We start from the raw sequence: 13345 nt of genomic DNA, 5'->3' as shown, positions 1-13345 counted from the left end.
TGCAACTATTTAAGGGTTTCGATGGGTTGTCCCGTTTGCGGGGTCAGATTTGTCAGAAAGTCGGCTCAAGCGCCGTTGAGAGTGAATGTCAATTAAGGAGAAGTTCTCACTATCTCGTCCACTATGTACTGGAACTCTCTGAGAACCTTTTATCCGACTGAATGAGGCAGGGAAACTCGTCTATCATAACAACGACTCCCTTCTCGGCAAGATACCTGAAAACATCGGAAAAGCTTGAGAAAGAAGCCTCGCTGAGGAAAGCCGAGCTTGTGGGTCTTGACAGCCGGGGAAAGAGTTACGGCCTCATCGCCAAGAGTGTTAATGGAAAAGAAGGGCTGAGAAACGAGGGTTGCCTCGTCTGGGACTTGAGAGACTTCAATATCCCAACTAAGGGCCTCTAAAACACCAGCTCCACCCAGTTCTCCTTTCCCCTCTTATAGACACGCACGAGTCCCTTCTCCTCAAGGCGCTTGAACATCCTCCAGGCGGTCGTCTTCGGAATCCCGAGGGCTTTCCTGACGTCGGCCTGCTTGGCCCTTCCGCCCTGGTCGTAGACGTAGAGGAGTGCGTTGATTTCCTCGTCGGTGAGACCCATCGCTTCAAGCTTTTCCTTGAATTCCTCCCTTGAGAGGGGCAGGTTCCCTGGGTTTCCTCTCTTCTTGGCCCAGTATGCGACTGCTGGTATGCCAATGACCGCCAGAATGCCGAGTATGGGGAACAAGTCTCTCCCGCCGGACGCTGCTGAGGTGCCCGGTTCCTGGGGTGAGGTGCTTTCAGGGATTGTTGCCGGGGAAGTTGACGTTGATGCGGTTGAAACCGTGCTGGATGTTGTGGACTGCGTGTTTGAGATTGGGGTTGTCGTAGTGGAAGTTGTGGTGGTTGAGGGGGGCGAAGTAGTGGTGGTTGGGAGGGGGAGGATGTAGGAAACGCTCTGGTTTCCCGGCGGCATGGTTATCGTGTCGGAGGTTATTTTGAGGGGAACGTCGCTCAAATCAACGACCACCGCTCCTGGGGGGAGCTTTATCGTCACGGGGTATGGGAAGCTGTAGGTTAGGTTCCAGACTTTCCCTTCCTTTGATGTCAACGAAGCCGTAAAGTACGTGACAGTGATTTTAGTCGTCGAATTGAGGACGTAAACAGTTAGAACGCTCCCGTTCTTCTCGAAGAGGAGAGGGTTTCCGTTCTCGTCAAGCACAGCGAGGCCGGTGATGTCTTCGCTCAAAAGGGGAATTTCAACTGCCACTGAGTAGTTCGAGGGAACCACTACCTCAGTCACCTTAACGTATCCGCTGCCGTAAACTTCGACCGAGACGCTCTCGACCGTAGCTTGGGACAAAACCACCGGCAGGGTGAGTAGCAGGAGTACTACTGCCAGGGCTTTTTTCACGGCTCTCCCTCCGGAGTTTATCTTTTATCCCCTGAGCCCTCTCCTGGAGTCTTCTTTGGGGGTGTACTTGGAGAGCCTTCAGTGGAACTTCCGGGGAACGAGGGATGTCCGGGGGTTGTGTGGGTGATTCCCCGTATCTTGCCCCTTCTTTCCAGTTCCACCAGAATCCTGGGAATTTCTTTGAGCAGTCTAAGAACCTCCTCGCTGTTTCCGCTCTTGATGGCGTTCTCAAGTTCTGCCCTTATGGTAAGGAGTTCGGTTGCGTTGGCCCCGCCTTTGATGAGCGCATCAATTCTGCGGAGCTGGGCCTGCCCCATAAGTCTAGCCTTCATCGTAACCGAGTTACGAACCGCCAAGTTCAGGGCCTCCTCAAGCTTCAGCCTAGATGTCTGGAGGAACGCCACCTTGTGAACTATGTCCTGGGTATCGTTCTCCTCAAGGGATTCTTTCAGTCCCTCGTAGACCCATAGCGTTTGGTTGTACTCGGCTTCGAGCTCCCTCAGCTCCTCTCCGCTCAGCTCGCCCGATTCAATTAGCTTCCTAGCGTATTCCAGAACGTTCCCAGCGATGGCCACTTCTGTTTCGGCGATTGAAATCCAGTCGGTTTTCTCCGTCAATTCTTCCCCTCCAAACCGGCAGAACGTTATGGCCGAGTGATAAAGGTTCATCGCCTTTAGGGCCTCCTCAACGCTCTCGTTGTATTTTCCGTCCCTGTACAGCTCCCAGGCCTTTTCGCGAAGGGCGTCAGCCTGTTCAGAGGTGCAGTTGACTGAATGGGTGTAGTTGGCAAGCCGGTCCAGTGCAAGGAGCAGTCCGTTTGCTCTCGTTGACGCAGAGACGGTCTCGGAACTAACCCCGCCGACTGCCGGAACGAGTGAGACGAGGAGTATCCCGATAATCATGAACGCGATTTCCCTCACGGTTATCACCGCTTTAAGTTACGGCTCATCCCTAATTAGGGAAGCGGTGGAACAAAGGACTTAAAACGTTTCCGCAAGTTCCTTTCGATTTCAGGCGGATAGAATTAGGGGCGAGGGGGATATAACGTTTTCTCTAACGCTTCAACTCCACCCAGTTCTCTTTCCTTCCCCGGATGATTCTCACGAGTCCCCTCTCCTCGAGGCGTTTGAACATCCTCCACGCGGTCGTCTTCGGAATCTCGAGCGCGTCCCTTATCTCGGCCTGACTGGCCCGTCCGCCGTGCTCCAGCAGGTATTTCAGCGCAAGCTTTTCCTCCTCCCTCAGCTCGTCGCTTTTAAGGGCATCTTCAATGGGGTCAGCTTTGGTCTCACCGCCATCGTTTCCGGACCGTTTCCTCCACCATATGAAAAACACTCCTCCGACGAGAACAGCCCCGCCAAAGGCCAGGAGAACTTCAAGGGCACCGCTTTTCTGGTTCTTGCCCGTTGGGGGGTTTTCAATGATGTATGAGACGCTCTGGTTGCCCGGAGGCATCGTTATGGAGGTTCCGTTTATTCGAAGGGGGATATCGCTCAAATCAACGATGACGGCACCATCGGGCAGGAGGACCTCAAAGGGGACCTCGGAGGAGAAGTTAACCGTCCAGACTATTCCCCTCTTGGAGGTGAGGTCGGGGGTGTAGTAGGAAATCCTAACGAGCTCGGCGCTTCCGGGGGTAAATCAAGAGAGACTCGTTGGTTTCCTGGAAATCGATGGGGTTTCCCCGGGAGTCCTCAACGATGATGTCTTGGGCGTGTTCGGTAACCGGCACGATTAGCGGTTCGGTGTAGTTATCTGGCACTATCGAGATTTCCACCTTGACGTAACCGTCCTCGTAAACGAAGAGCTTTACGGTCTCCTGGGCGAGGACCGGGGAAGCCAGCAGAAGCAGTGCAAAGACGAGCGCCGTGCATCGGAGCCTTCTCATTCCTCCACCTCCAAAATGAAAGGGGTCAGGAGTGCGCGTTGATGAAGGCCTCCACCTCCCTCAGGAGGGTGACGGCGGCCTCGAAGTGTTCTTTCGCCTTCTCAGGCTGTCCGGTGCGGAGCAGGCGGATTCCGAGCTTGTATTCGTTCATGGCGCTCTTAAGCTGGACTTCCGCCTTCGAGACGTCAACGCCCTCGCGCTTGAGCTTCATGAGCTCCCTGCCGTCGCGGACTATTCTCTCGCGGAGCTCCTTGAGCTTCTCGAAGTTTCCGTCCCACTTGAAGTGGCCCCTTGCCATGGCCTTTCCCCTGCCGAGTTCCATCTGGAACTCCTTGACCACGTCCCTCTTCTCGATTATGAGGTTAAGGGCTTCGTCCCACCTGCCCTCGTCCGCGAGGGTCTTGACGCTCGTGTAGAGCTCAAGGAACGCGGTGTAGGTCTCGTTCAGCTCCGGATTCGGGTTCTCGCTCAGGGTCCTGTTGGCGAGCTGGATTGCCCTCTCGCCCTTTGCAAGGAAGCGCTCAACCACTTGCTCCGCATTCTGATGGAGCATCTGGAGCCTCAGTTCCTTCAACGCGGAGTCGAGCTCGGCCTTCTTCTGGAGGGCAACCTCGTAGTCCTCCCTTGCCTTTGTCAGGTTTCCAGAGCGCACGTCCTCCATCACGAGCTTGAACGCCTCAATGGTCTCGTTGTAGAGTTCCCTCGCCTCGGTGACGTTTAGTCCCTTCTCACCGGCAACGTTGATGAGCCTCTCAGCGTAGCGCAGGTAGGCCCTGGTTCTCTCAACCTGTGCCCTGAACTGGGCCTCCACGTTGGCGCCGGCTCCCTTCATCGGTGCCCTAATCTCCGACAGCACGAGCCGGTAGTAGTGCATCGCCATCAGCGCGTCCACCATGGAGGCGTTGTAGTTCCCCGCCTGGAACTCGCTCAGGGCTTTGTTGTAGTGCTCCTCAGCTAAGGCGAGGTACGTCGAGTTCGTCATGTTCTCGGGAACCTTCGCCTCGGTGAACTCGGCGAGCCTCTTGAGGTTGTTTATCAGCTTTTCAGCAACTACCTTCTCCTGCGGAACCTCGTTTGTCCCTGTGGAGTTCTCTGACCCGCTCGCGAGGGCAAAGGGCACCACGCTCCCCACGAGCAGGGCCGTCAATATTACCACGAGCAACTTCCTCACGGCCATCACCGTTCCCCTCTTGGGGGCCCAAATATTTTAGGGTCGCGGTGGAACGCGCGTTTCAAATCGTTCCTTTTTCCTCAAGCTCCTTAGCCAGGAGCGCAACTGTCAAGATGCCCTCAAAGATGCTCCCAAAGTTCGGGACCTCCCCGAACTGGGCAAAGAGAGTTCCGTAGCGCGGGTGCCACGCATCGACCTGCTTCCTGTTTTTGGCGGTTATGATGTAGACAACCCACTCCCTCTCCTCGAGCCACTCAACGAGCTTCCAAGCGTCGGCCATGTCTTTGACCTCAAGGCCAAACTTCTCGCGGACCTTCCCGGTGAGCTCCTCCATAGTCTCCACCGATTGAGCTTTGCATTGTGATTAATAAACCTTCACAGGAGCATCTTGAGCGCGACGAGGATTAAAACCCCAGCAAATGCCCTTCTAAGGGTCTCTGGATGGGCCCTGTGGGCCGCTAAAGCGCCGAGCCTGCCGCCGATTATGAGCCCCGGAGCAAGGAGGAGGGCCATGTGTAAATCAACCTGCCCAAGGCGGTAGTGCTCGAAGGCTCCAGCCAAGGCCGTGAAAAAGAGGGCAAAGCTCGAGGTTCCAACGGCGTACCTCATAGGTATGCCCACGAAGGTGTGAAAGAGCGGGACGTTGAGAACGCCGCCGCTTATGCCCAAAAGCCCGCTTACGAGGCCCGAGAGGATGCCCACAAGGGGAACGCGGGAGTAGTGGACGGTGCCGTCTTCGTCGTGCGGGTTGCCCTTTCCGCTCGCCATCGTGTAGGCAAGGTAAAAGAGGAGCAGCGCAAAGGCCAGTTTGAGTTCCTTTCCAGGGAATTTAGAAGATAAGTAGGCGCCGATAACTGCGAATGGGACGGAAAAGACCTCTTTCAGGAGAACGACGCGGTAAAGGACCGCACCCCTTCGAATGTGGGTCAGCGAGGCGGAGAGCGAGCTGAGGACTATGCAGGCCAGACTCGTGCCGATGGCGAGGTGTATCGGCTCTCCGAGGAGGACAAGGGTCGGCACTATCAGAAAACCGCCGCCGACACCGAGGAGACCCGCTATAAACCCAATGCCGAGGCCGATGATGAAGTCGAGGAGATACTGAAGCATGAAGGCCATTGGAAGGGTCTCTTAAAAACCTCACGGAACCGCGAAGCCGAGCCCCTTGAGAATCATTCTTAACGCCAGGAGGAACATCACAACGGCGAATGCCTTTTTCAGGGAGGAAGCCTTAGTTCTCTTGGCTATTCCTGCCCCGAGCTGGGCCCCTAATATCAGCCCGGGCACGAGGAGGACGAGCCAGTGGAGTTCTACGTTGCCCATCATGTAGTGCTTTATCGCCCCGGAAGCTGCGGTGAACACTATGGCAAAGCTTGAGGTCGCGACGGCGTAGTGAATCGGCAGTCCAAGGTAGGTCAGGAAGGGCACGTTAATGATTCCTCCGCCGACGCCGAGAAGACCGCTCGCGATTCCCGCGAAGAAGCCACCGACCGGGACGAGCTTGTAGTTCACCTTAACGTCCTCAAGCCTGACCTCGCCCGGCTCTGCCGTTTTCTTTCTGTATATCCTCACTGCAACGACGATTAGCGCCAGCCCGAAGATGACCTTCAGCCCGGAGGCGCTGATGAAGGACGTGAGCCATGCCCCTATGTAGGCGCCTATAACGGCAGTTGAGGCCAGCAAAAGGCCCACTTTGTAGTGTATCCTCCTCTGCCTTGAGTAGGCAATAGCCGAGCTGAGCGATGTGAAAACAACTGCCGCGCTGGAAGTTCCGACCGCGTGGTGCATCTCGACGCCGAGCAGGTTGAGGGTTGGCACTATCAGGAAGCCCCCTCCGAGGCCAAACAGTGCCGCGAGGACTCCGATGAAGACACCGACCGCGAAGTAGCCGAGGTATTTCAGCATTAATCATCCCTCAAAATGCGTCGTATGGCGTCGCTTATGCCCCATACTTCAATAATACCCGCACGGGAAACATTCTCAAAGTGCCTGTCGTTGGTCACGAGGATTGCCCCGCTTTTCAGGCACGTCGCCGCGTGGACGGCATCCGCAAGCTGGGTTTCAGGGAAATACGGAAGAACGCGGAGCACTTCCTCCCTGCTTGGGTTCACAATCGTGACACGCCTTTTAATGAACTCATAGAAGTCCAGCGCGTTGAGCTTTTCGGCGTATTTTCGGTATTCGGCCATCAAGACGTCGTTTGCCACCAGAACGTAGCGTTTGCTGGTTAAAAAATGGAGTAAAAGCTCGGTAGTGTCAGTCCAGCCCCGTTTAACCGCCGCTATGAAGACGTTCGTGTCGAGCAGAAATTTACAGTCTGTAGAGCTCCTTCGCAACTCTGTTCCCCTCTTCCCTGGTTTCAGCCTCAAGCTCCTCTAAATTCACTTCTCTTGAGTTCCTGACGAGTTTTTCGAGCATTTTCTTGACGTTGAAGCGCCTCAGGACTATCGTATCGCCGTCTATCTCCGTAACGAGGAACTCCTCGCCGGGCTTGATGTTAAGCTTTCTCCGGACGTCCTTTGGGATTACGACCCTGCCTTTGGAGTCTATCTTCGTTACTCCCACTTTTCCCACCATTCCCACTTTTGGTCATTGGTGTTTTAAAGCCTTACCATTCAAAGGCAACGGCCTCCACGAGCTTTACCAGGGCCTCAAAGTCCTCCTCCGTGAAGTCCTTCGGAAGGCCAAGCCCTTCCCCCTCTCCCCGATGATACCTGAGTCCGTTGCGCTCCGCTATCTTCACGACCTTTTCGGGAACGTCCCCGATTACCGGCCCCTCTCCAGGTCTTCCGTCGAAGAGGCGGAGCCTGATGAGCGTTCCCTCAAAGTCCGGCTCGAAGCCGAAGGCAAAGACGTTTCTCCCCGGGACGTCGTGGTCGGTTAAATCGGCTATCGCTTTTACCGCAACTTCCACCAGCGGCCACTCCTCGGGCTCCTCGATGACGAAGGCGAGCCTGTCAGAGAAGTCCCCCTCGTCGTCGCCGAACTCGAAGATTAACCCCTTCTCAGTCTCAATAACTTCGCCGTAAGGTTCGAGAAGGCCCTTCAGCCTTTCCCTCCACTCCATTCAAACCACCTCAGAGCATCTTTACCTCCTCGGGCGGACGAACCTTAAGGACTTCGCGGTTCACAAGCGTCTCCGGAACCTCACCGCGCAGAACTGCTAAGAGGTTTCTAACCGCCTGAAAGCCCATGTCCTCCATAGCCTCCTTTGAGAGGCCGGCGTAGTGGGGCGTTAGAACAGTCTCCCACTCGTAGTCGAAAAGCTCGTGCTCCTGAACCGGCTCGTTCTCAAAGACGTCGCTCGCGTATCCCTTTAGCTTACCCTCTTTGAGGGCTTTAACGAGGGCCTTTTCATCGACGAGGGTTCCGCGTCCGATGTTGACTAAATATTTGCCCTCAAGGAGCTTCAGCCTATCCTCGTTGATGATGTGATAGGTTTCCCTCGTCGCCGGGAGGGCGAGGATTACGATGTCGCTCTCCCTCAGCACGTCGTCGAGGGGAAGGTACCTCGCGCCAACTTCCTCCTCGATATCGGGCTTCCGCGAGCGAGACCAGTAGAGTATCTCCGTCCCCATCGCCTTCATTCTCCGCGCTATTGCCTTCCCTATCGCCCCCATGCCGAGGATTCCAACCTTTTTGCCGTAAACCGTCTCGATGCCCTTGAAACCGCTCCAGACCGTCCTGTGGGAGTCCCACTTTCCAGAGCGAATGAACCTGTCGGCGTAGGCGATTTTTCTCAGAAGAGCTATCGTTAAGCCGACGGCGAACTCCGCCACCGCCTCGCTGAGAACGCCTGCCACTTTGGTGACGTAGATTCCCTTCTTGGTTGCGGTCTCGATGTCAACGTGGTCGTAGCCTGCTGAATGACAGCTTATAACCTTCAGCCTTTCAGCTTTCTCAAGGACTTCGCCGGGAACCGGGTTGAGCGGGGAAACTATCAGCCCGTCGTACTTCCCGATGACCTCTTTAAGCTCCTCAACGCTCGGATAGAGGATAACGTCAACGTCCGCCCATTTCTTGAGTTCCTCAAGGGGTTTGCTCTTCATCTTGAAGAGGACGGCCACCTTCGGTCTCATGCTACCACCTTAAGACCCCTATCGAAACGAACCTAATAAGGTTTCTCCCGACGAAGTGGCGAATCTCACCTGAGAAAGCTTAAAAACTCCTTCCAGTTCTCCCTTTAGGTGGTGCAGATGGGGAAGGTAAAGCGTGAGAAGTGGAGCAACGAGTTCAGCGAGTGGTACAACGAGCTCCTCGAAACGGCTGGAATTATCGACAAGCGCTACCCGGTCAAGGGGATGAACGTCTGGCTTCCGTACGGGCTGAAAATCATGCGCAACATCGAGGCCTTCATAAGGGCCGAGATGGACAGGACCGGCCACGAGGAAGTTCTGTTTCCGGCGCTCATTCCTGAAACCGAGTTCCAGAAGGAGGCTGAGCACATAAAGGGCTTCGAGGACGAGGTTTACTGGGTTACTCACGCCGGTCTCGACCCCCTCGACGTCAGGCTCATCCTTCGCCCGACGAGCGAAACTGCCATGTACTCAATGTTCTCCCTCTGGATTCGCTCCCACGCGGATTTGCCCTTCAAGGTCTACCAGATAGTCAACGTCTACCGCTATGAAACCAAGCACACGAGGCCCCTCATTCGCGTTAGGGAAATCAGCAGGTTCTTTGAGGCCCACACGGCTCATGCCGACTTCGAAGATGCCGAGAGGCAGATAAAGGAGGACCTTGAGATATTCGACCGCCTCGCGAAGTTCCTCGCTTTACCTTACATAATTTCAAAGAGACCCGATTGGGACAAGTTCCCCGGCGCCTTTTACTCGCTCGGCGCCGAGATAATGATGCCCGACGGGAGGACGCTCCAGATAGGCACGATGCACAACTACAAGCAGAACTTCGCCAAGGCCTACAACATCCAGTACGAGACCGAGACGGGCGACCACGAGTTCGTTCACCAGACGACCTTTGGAATGAGCGAGCGCCTTTTAGCGGCGGTCATAGCGGTTCACGGCGACGACAGCGGAATGGTTCTCCCGCCGACGATAGCGCCGATTCAGGTCGTTATCGTGCCCATTCCGAAGAAAGACGCAAACGTTGACGTCTTCGCCTACGCGAGGGAGATAACCGAGGAGCTTAGAGAAGCCGGCTTCCGCGTCCACGTTGACGAGCGCGACATAAGGCCGGGAAGGAAGTACTACGACTGGGAGCTGAAGGGCGTTCCCCTCCGCATAGAGGTCGGCCCGAGAGATGTAGAGGGAAGGAAAGCCGTCCTCGCGAGGCGCGACACCTTCGAGAAGGTAACCGTCGAGCGCGATGCCATCGTCGAGGAGGTGAAGAAGACCCTCGACGCGATTCACGAAAACCTCTACAACCGCGCCAAGGAGTTCCTTGAGAGCCACATCAAGCGCGTTGACACGATTGAGGAAGCCAAGGCCGTCTTCGAGGACAGACGTGGCATAGTCGAGATTCCCTGGTGCGGTGACGAGGAGTGCGGGCTTAAAATGGAAGAGGAGCTTGACGCGAAGATGCTCGGAACGCCCTACCCGGAGGAGAAGGCCAGAGAGGGCATCGAAGGCAAGAAGTGCCCGGTCTGCGGCAGGGAGGCGAAGTTCGTGGCGAGGTTCGCGAGGACCTACTGATTCCTTTTCCCTTTTGGTGGTTTCCATGATTCTCGGAGTCCACGACGGCCACGACGCCGGGGCTGTTCTGATAGACGGCGAGAGGATTTTCGCGGTGAACGAGGAGCGCTTGAACCGGGTCAAGAAGTACAGGGGCTTCCCCGAGCTGAGCATCACGGCCGTTCTCGAGATGGCAAACGCTGACCCGGAGGACGTTGAGGTGATAGCCGTCGCCGGGATTTTCAGAAAGCAGAAGCGCCTCATCGAGCTTGAAAGAAGGTTGAAGGCCATCTTCGGCCCGGAGTTCAAGAGGAAGGTCCTCTTCGTCGAGCACCACTTAGCGCACTCGGCGAGCGCCTACTACACCTCGGGCTGGCGCGAGGCTTTAGCTGTTAGCATAGATGCGGCTGGAGACAGCCTGAGCTCCTCGATTTACGTGGCGAGGGACGGCGAAATGATTAGGATAGCGCAGAGCACCTACATTGACTCCCTCGGCGACTTCTACGCCTCGGTTACGGAGCTTTTAGGATTTAAGCCGATGCGCCACGAAGGAAAGGTGATGAGTTTAGCGGCCTACGGACGGCCGACCTACGATTTGAGCGCTATAATCGAGCTAAACGGGCTGACCTTTGACAACCACCTCAAGGTCATCGGCGTTGAAGCGACTAAAAAGCTGGCCGAGTTCTTCGGCTATCCCCTCTCAAGGGCGAAGGAGATAGCGAACCAGATGAAACGCGGGAAGCTCGACGGCGAGCTCCAGAGGAAGGCCATCGAGATAGCTGCTAGCGCGCAGAGACACCTTGAGAAGCTCCTTGAGGAGCTCGGCGTTAAGCTGAGTTCAAAGGGCATTCCCTTGGCCTACGCCGGTGGTGTAGCTCAGAACGTCAAGGCCAACGCGGTTTTGAGAAAAATCTTCGGGGACGACAATCTCTGGGTCTTTCCCGCGATGGACGACGGGGGGCTGGCCTTTGGTGCGGCAATCTTTGTAAAGGCCCAGCTCGAGAGGCTCGACGGAAAATGGAGGCCGTTCAAGCTCAAACACGTCTACCTCGGCCCGTCCTACGGGAGGGCTTACGTTGAGGAGTTCCTGAGAAAAGAGGGGCTTGAGTTTGAGGAAGTCAACGAAAAGTTCGTTGCCGATATTCTTAGCGAGGGGAAACTCGTCGGCTTCTTCCAGGGGGCGATGGAGTTCGGGCCTCGCGCGTTGGGCAACCGCTCGATTCTGGCCAACCCCTCCGACGAAAAGGTTAAGGAGAGGCTCAATCTGGCGCTTAAAAGGGACGTCTTCCAGCCCTTCGCGCCCTCCCTGCTCTGGGAAAAAGCTAAAGAATACCTCGAAGACCTCGAAGGAAGGCCGAACGAGTTCATGACGATGAGCTACACCGCGAGCGAGGAGTTCAGAGAAGCCGCTCCGGCGGTCGTCCACGTGGATGGCACGACGAGGCCTCAAGCAGTGAGGAAAGAGGTGAATCCGAGCTACTACGAAGTCATTAAGGCCTTCGAGAGGAGAACCGGCATCGGGGCCGTTCTGAACACGAGCTTCAACATGCACGGCGAACCGATAGTCTGCTCACCGGAGGACGCGCTGAGGACATTTAGAAAGGCCGGACTGGACGTTCTGGTAGTTGAGGGGTTCGCAGTGTGGAAAAAAGAATGAAATCACCCGCTCGCTACCTCTATCAGCTTCCGCATGTGGATTTCAACGGTGTCAAAGACTTCCGCCTTAACGTCGCCAGGCTTTATTATGAGGGGAAGCTCGGTGCAGCCGAGGATTACGCCCTCAATTCCTTCCCTTTCTATGTAGCGGTTGATTAGCTCGACCACCCAGTCCCTGCTGGCGAAGTTCTCGAACATGAGCTCCTCCTTGATAATCCTGTCGAGCTCGTTCATCTCGTCCTCGCTCGGCGTGACGACCTCGAAGCCCGCCTCGCGGAGGGCGTTCTTGTAGAAGTCCGCGGTCATGGTTGTCTTCGTTCCGAGGAGGAGAACCTTCTTAACTCCCCTCTTCCTCATCTCCTCGATGAGGGCGTCTATTATGCTGACCATTGGGACGTTTACCGCTTTCTGGACGTCGGGAAAGACTATGTGGGGAGTGTTTGCCGTCAGGGCTATTATCTCCGCCCCGGCCCGCTCAAGGGCCTTCGCCGCGTTTATGAGTATCTCCTTTCTCCCCTCCCAGCCGTTCGGGTTGTGGATGAACTCCTTGAAGTTTATCGAGTAGATTATCAGCTCCGGGTAAACATAGGGTTCGAACTTTTCGCGGCTTATCTCAAGGTATTTCTTGTAGTAGTAGAGCGTTGATTCCGGGCTCGTTCCGCCGACGAGGCCTATCCTCCTCATGGCAATCACCGGGTGTAGTAGGTCGGCCCCGCTATCAACCTTTTGGTTAAAAACGAAAGGTTAGTGAAAGAAAAAGTTTACAAAAACGTGAAAAACGGGTGAGAACCCGAAAATCATTCGTTCTTCAGGTGGACGTCGAGCTGCGGGAACGGAATCTCTATGCCCTCCCTGGTGTAAAGCTCGTAGATTCCCCTCGTGAGGTCGCCCTTGACGGCCCAGTAGTCCTCGGTCTTCGCCCATGCTCTGAGCTGGAGGTTTATAGAGGAGTCCGCGAGGGCCGTTATGACGACGCTCGGTTCCGGCTCATTGAGAACCTTCGGGTGGCCCTTCATGAGGTCCATCGCGAGCTTTATAGCCCTGTCAAGGTCGGTTCCGTAGGCGACGCCTATGTCAACGTCCACCCTCCTCGTGGGCATTCGTGTATAGTTGGTTATGACGCTCCCCCAGACGAGCTTGTTGGGAATCGTTATCAGTTTGTTGTCCGGCGTCAGAAGTTCGGTTCCCATTAGACCGATGTTGTTTACTTTGCCCGTTTTGCCCGCGACCTCCACTACCTCTCCTATATCAACGGGCCTCAGCGCGGCGAGCCAGACGCCGGCCGCGAGGTTCGTAAGCGTGTCCTGCAGGCCGAAGCCGAGGATTAGGCCTACCACCGCCGACAGGCCGAGGATTACCGGCGACACCGAGATTCCAACGGCCCCAAGGGCCACGATGAGGACTATCAGGTAGAGGCCAATAGCCAGAAACCTGCCGAGGAACTCGACGACCAGCGGCGGAAGCTTGGTCTTTCTGAGGGCCCGTTTGAAGGCCCCAACGACGGCTCTCGCAATGACGTAACCCACGATGAGAATTGCGAGGGCAGAAATCAGCTGAAACGGCGTCACCCCAACGTAGGGGAGCGCCTGGTTTAGGTTCACCATACCAACAACCTCCAT

Annotated in this window: 17 protein-coding genes; 3 read left to right on the top strand and 14 right to left on the bottom strand. The window is 55.8% G+C overall.

Annotation, left to right across the window (positions count from 1 at the left end):
* Positions 1 to 161 precede the first annotated feature (161 nt).
* Complete coding sequence (locus E3E30_RS11440) at positions 162 to 401, top strand: hypothetical protein (protein WP_346765892.1); 240 nt, start codon at positions 162 to 164, stop codon at positions 399 to 401.
* Here the strand turns inward: E3E30_RS11440 and E3E30_RS03455 are convergent.
* The 12 genes from E3E30_RS03455 to E3E30_RS03400 all read right to left on the bottom strand — a co-directional run bounded on the left by E3E30_RS03455 (position 398) and on the right by E3E30_RS03400 (position 8522).
* Positions 398 to 1387 carry a MarR family transcriptional regulator gene (locus E3E30_RS03455; RefSeq protein WP_346765891.1) on the bottom strand — a complete coding sequence of 330 codons (990 nt, stop codon included), beginning with the start codon at positions 1385 to 1387 and terminating at the stop codon, positions 398 to 400. The genes E3E30_RS11440 and E3E30_RS03455 overlap by 4 nt on opposite strands.
* A 17-nt stretch (positions 1388 to 1404) precedes the next feature.
* Positions 1405 to 2307 (bottom strand): hypothetical protein, encoded by a 903-nt coding sequence (locus E3E30_RS03450; RefSeq protein ID WP_167728456.1) that lies wholly within the window; start codon positions 2305 to 2307, stop codon positions 1405 to 1407.
* Positions 2308 to 2440: 133 nt separating this feature from the next.
* Positions 2441 to 2842 carry a MarR family transcriptional regulator gene (locus tag E3E30_RS03445; protein WP_167728455.1) on the bottom strand — a complete coding sequence of 134 codons (402 nt, stop codon included), beginning with the start codon at positions 2840 to 2842 and terminating at the stop codon, positions 2441 to 2443.
* Positions 2843 to 2999: 157 nt separating this feature from the next.
* Complete coding sequence (locus E3E30_RS03440) at positions 3000 to 3275, bottom strand: hypothetical protein (protein WP_167728454.1); 276 nt, start codon at positions 3273 to 3275, stop codon at positions 3000 to 3002.
* 25 nt (positions 3276 to 3300) lie between these two features.
* Positions 3301 to 4452 carry a hypothetical protein gene (locus E3E30_RS03435; RefSeq protein WP_167728453.1) on the bottom strand — a complete coding sequence of 384 codons (1152 nt, stop codon included), beginning with the start codon at positions 4450 to 4452 and terminating at the stop codon, positions 3301 to 3303.
* A 55-nt stretch (positions 4453 to 4507) separates the two neighbouring features.
* Positions 4508 to 4780 carry a hypothetical protein gene (locus E3E30_RS03430; RefSeq protein ID WP_042689631.1) on the bottom strand — a complete coding sequence of 91 codons (273 nt, stop codon included), beginning with the start codon at positions 4778 to 4780 and terminating at the stop codon, positions 4508 to 4510.
* Between the two features lie 41 nt (positions 4781 to 4821).
* Positions 4822 to 5553: a sulfite exporter TauE/SafE family protein gene (locus E3E30_RS03425; RefSeq protein WP_167728918.1), complete on the bottom strand. Its 732-nt coding sequence runs from the start codon at positions 5551 to 5553 to the stop codon at positions 4822 to 4824.
* Positions 5554 to 5583: 30 nt separating this feature from the next.
* Positions 5584 to 6348 carry a sulfite exporter TauE/SafE family protein gene (locus tag E3E30_RS03420; RefSeq protein WP_167728452.1) on the bottom strand — a complete coding sequence of 255 codons (765 nt, stop codon included), beginning with the start codon at positions 6346 to 6348 and terminating at the stop codon, positions 5584 to 5586.
* Positions 6348 to 6779, bottom strand: a complete 432-nt coding sequence (locus E3E30_RS03415) for a type II toxin-antitoxin system VapC family toxin (RefSeq protein ID WP_167728451.1) — start codon at positions 6777 to 6779, stop codon at positions 6348 to 6350. Before E3E30_RS03415 ends, E3E30_RS03420 begins: the two co-directional genes overlap by 1 nt.
* Complete coding sequence (locus E3E30_RS03410) at positions 6754 to 7020, bottom strand: AbrB/MazE/SpoVT family DNA-binding domain-containing protein (RefSeq protein WP_206205062.1); 267 nt, start codon at positions 7018 to 7020, stop codon at positions 6754 to 6756. Before E3E30_RS03410 ends, E3E30_RS03415 begins: the two co-directional genes overlap by 26 nt.
* Before the next feature lie 31 nt (positions 7021 to 7051).
* Complete coding sequence (locus E3E30_RS03405) at positions 7052 to 7510, bottom strand: hypothetical protein (protein WP_167728450.1); 459 nt, start codon at positions 7508 to 7510, stop codon at positions 7052 to 7054.
* 10 nt (positions 7511 to 7520) lie between these two features.
* Positions 7521 to 8522: a 2-hydroxyacid dehydrogenase gene (locus tag E3E30_RS03400; protein ID WP_167728449.1), complete on the bottom strand. Its 1002-nt coding sequence runs from the start codon at positions 8520 to 8522 to the stop codon at positions 7521 to 7523.
* A 117-nt stretch (positions 8523 to 8639) separates the two neighbouring features.
* Here E3E30_RS03400 and proS point away from each other — a divergent pair, with 117 nt between their 5' ends.
* Both proS and E3E30_RS03390 read left to right on the top strand, forming a co-directional pair.
* Entirely contained in the window at positions 8640 to 10091 is a 1452-nt protein-coding gene (proS, locus tag E3E30_RS03395; protein WP_167728917.1) for a proline--tRNA ligase, read from the top strand.
* Positions 10092 to 10116: 25 nt separating this feature from the next.
* The gene (locus E3E30_RS03390; RefSeq protein WP_167728448.1) at positions 10117 to 11727 is read left to right on the top strand and encodes a carbamoyltransferase; all 1611 of its coding nucleotides are present in this window, start codon (positions 10117 to 10119) and stop codon (positions 11725 to 11727) included.
* A 2-nt stretch (positions 11728 to 11729) separates the two neighbouring features.
* Here E3E30_RS03390 and E3E30_RS03385 read toward each other — a convergent pair whose 3' ends face one another.
* Both E3E30_RS03385 and E3E30_RS03380 read right to left on the bottom strand, forming a co-directional pair.
* A complete protein-coding gene (locus tag E3E30_RS03385; RefSeq protein WP_167728916.1) occupies positions 11730 to 12410 on the bottom strand; it encodes an aspartate/glutamate racemase family protein in 681 nt (226 codons plus the stop codon).
* 113 nt (positions 12411 to 12523) lie between these two features.
* Positions 12524 to 13330, bottom strand: a complete 807-nt coding sequence (locus E3E30_RS03380; protein ID WP_167728915.1) for a mechanosensitive ion channel family protein — start codon at positions 13328 to 13330, stop codon at positions 12524 to 12526.
* Positions 13331 to 13345: the final 15 nt, after the last annotated feature.

The organism is Thermococcus sp. 9N3 (assembly GCF_012027685.1).
Taxonomy (GTDB): domain Archaea; phylum Methanobacteriota_B; class Thermococci; order Thermococcales; family Thermococcaceae; genus Thermococcus; species Thermococcus nautili.
The sequence above is the reverse complement of the archived record's forward strand: the minus strand, read 5'-3'. Positions and strand labels throughout refer to the sequence as shown.

Coding starts and splice junctions, on each gene's coding strand:
- E3E30_RS11440 (WP_346765892.1), top strand. CDS start 162: ATGAGGCAGGGAAACTCGTCTATCATAACAACGACTCCCTTCTCGGCA.
- E3E30_RS03445 (WP_167728455.1), bottom strand. CDS start 2,842: ATGCCTCCGGGCAACCAGAGCGTCTCATACATCATTGAAAACCCCCCA.
- E3E30_RS03440 (WP_167728454.1), bottom strand. CDS start 3,275: ATGAGAAGGCTCCGATGCACGGCGCTCGTCTTTGCACTGCTTCTGCTG.
- E3E30_RS03435 (WP_167728453.1), bottom strand. CDS start 4,452: ATGGCCGTGAGGAAGTTGCTCGTGGTAATATTGACGGCCCTGCTCGTG.
- E3E30_RS03430 (WP_042689631.1), bottom strand. CDS start 4,780: ATGGAGGAGCTCACCGGGAAGGTCCGCGAGAAGTTTGGCCTTGAGGTC.
- E3E30_RS03425 (WP_167728918.1), bottom strand. CDS start 5,553: ATGCTTCAGTATCTCCTCGACTTCATCATCGGCCTCGGCATTGGGTTT.
- E3E30_RS03420 (WP_167728452.1), bottom strand. CDS start 6,348: ATGCTGAAATACCTCGGCTACTTCGCGGTCGGTGTCTTCATCGGAGTC.
- E3E30_RS03410 (WP_206205062.1), bottom strand. CDS start 7,020: ATGGTGGGAAAAGTGGGAGTAACGAAGATAGACTCCAAAGGCAGGGTC.
- E3E30_RS03405 (WP_167728450.1), bottom strand. CDS start 7,510: ATGGAGTGGAGGGAAAGGCTGAAGGGCCTTCTCGAACCTTACGGCGAA.
- E3E30_RS03400 (WP_167728449.1), bottom strand. CDS start 8,522: ATGAGACCGAAGGTGGCCGTCCTCTTCAAGATGAAGAGCAAACCCCTT.
- proS (WP_167728917.1), top strand. CDS start 8,640: ATGGGGAAGGTAAAGCGTGAGAAGTGGAGCAACGAGTTCAGCGAGTGG.
- E3E30_RS03390 (WP_167728448.1), top strand. CDS start 10,117: ATGATTCTCGGAGTCCACGACGGCCACGACGCCGGGGCTGTTCTGATA.
- E3E30_RS03385 (WP_167728916.1), bottom strand. CDS start 12,410: ATGAGGAGGATAGGCCTCGTCGGCGGAACGAGCCCGGAATCAACGCTC.
- E3E30_RS03380 (WP_167728915.1), bottom strand. CDS start 13,330: ATGGTGAACCTAAACCAGGCGCTCCCCTACGTTGGGGTGACGCCGTTT.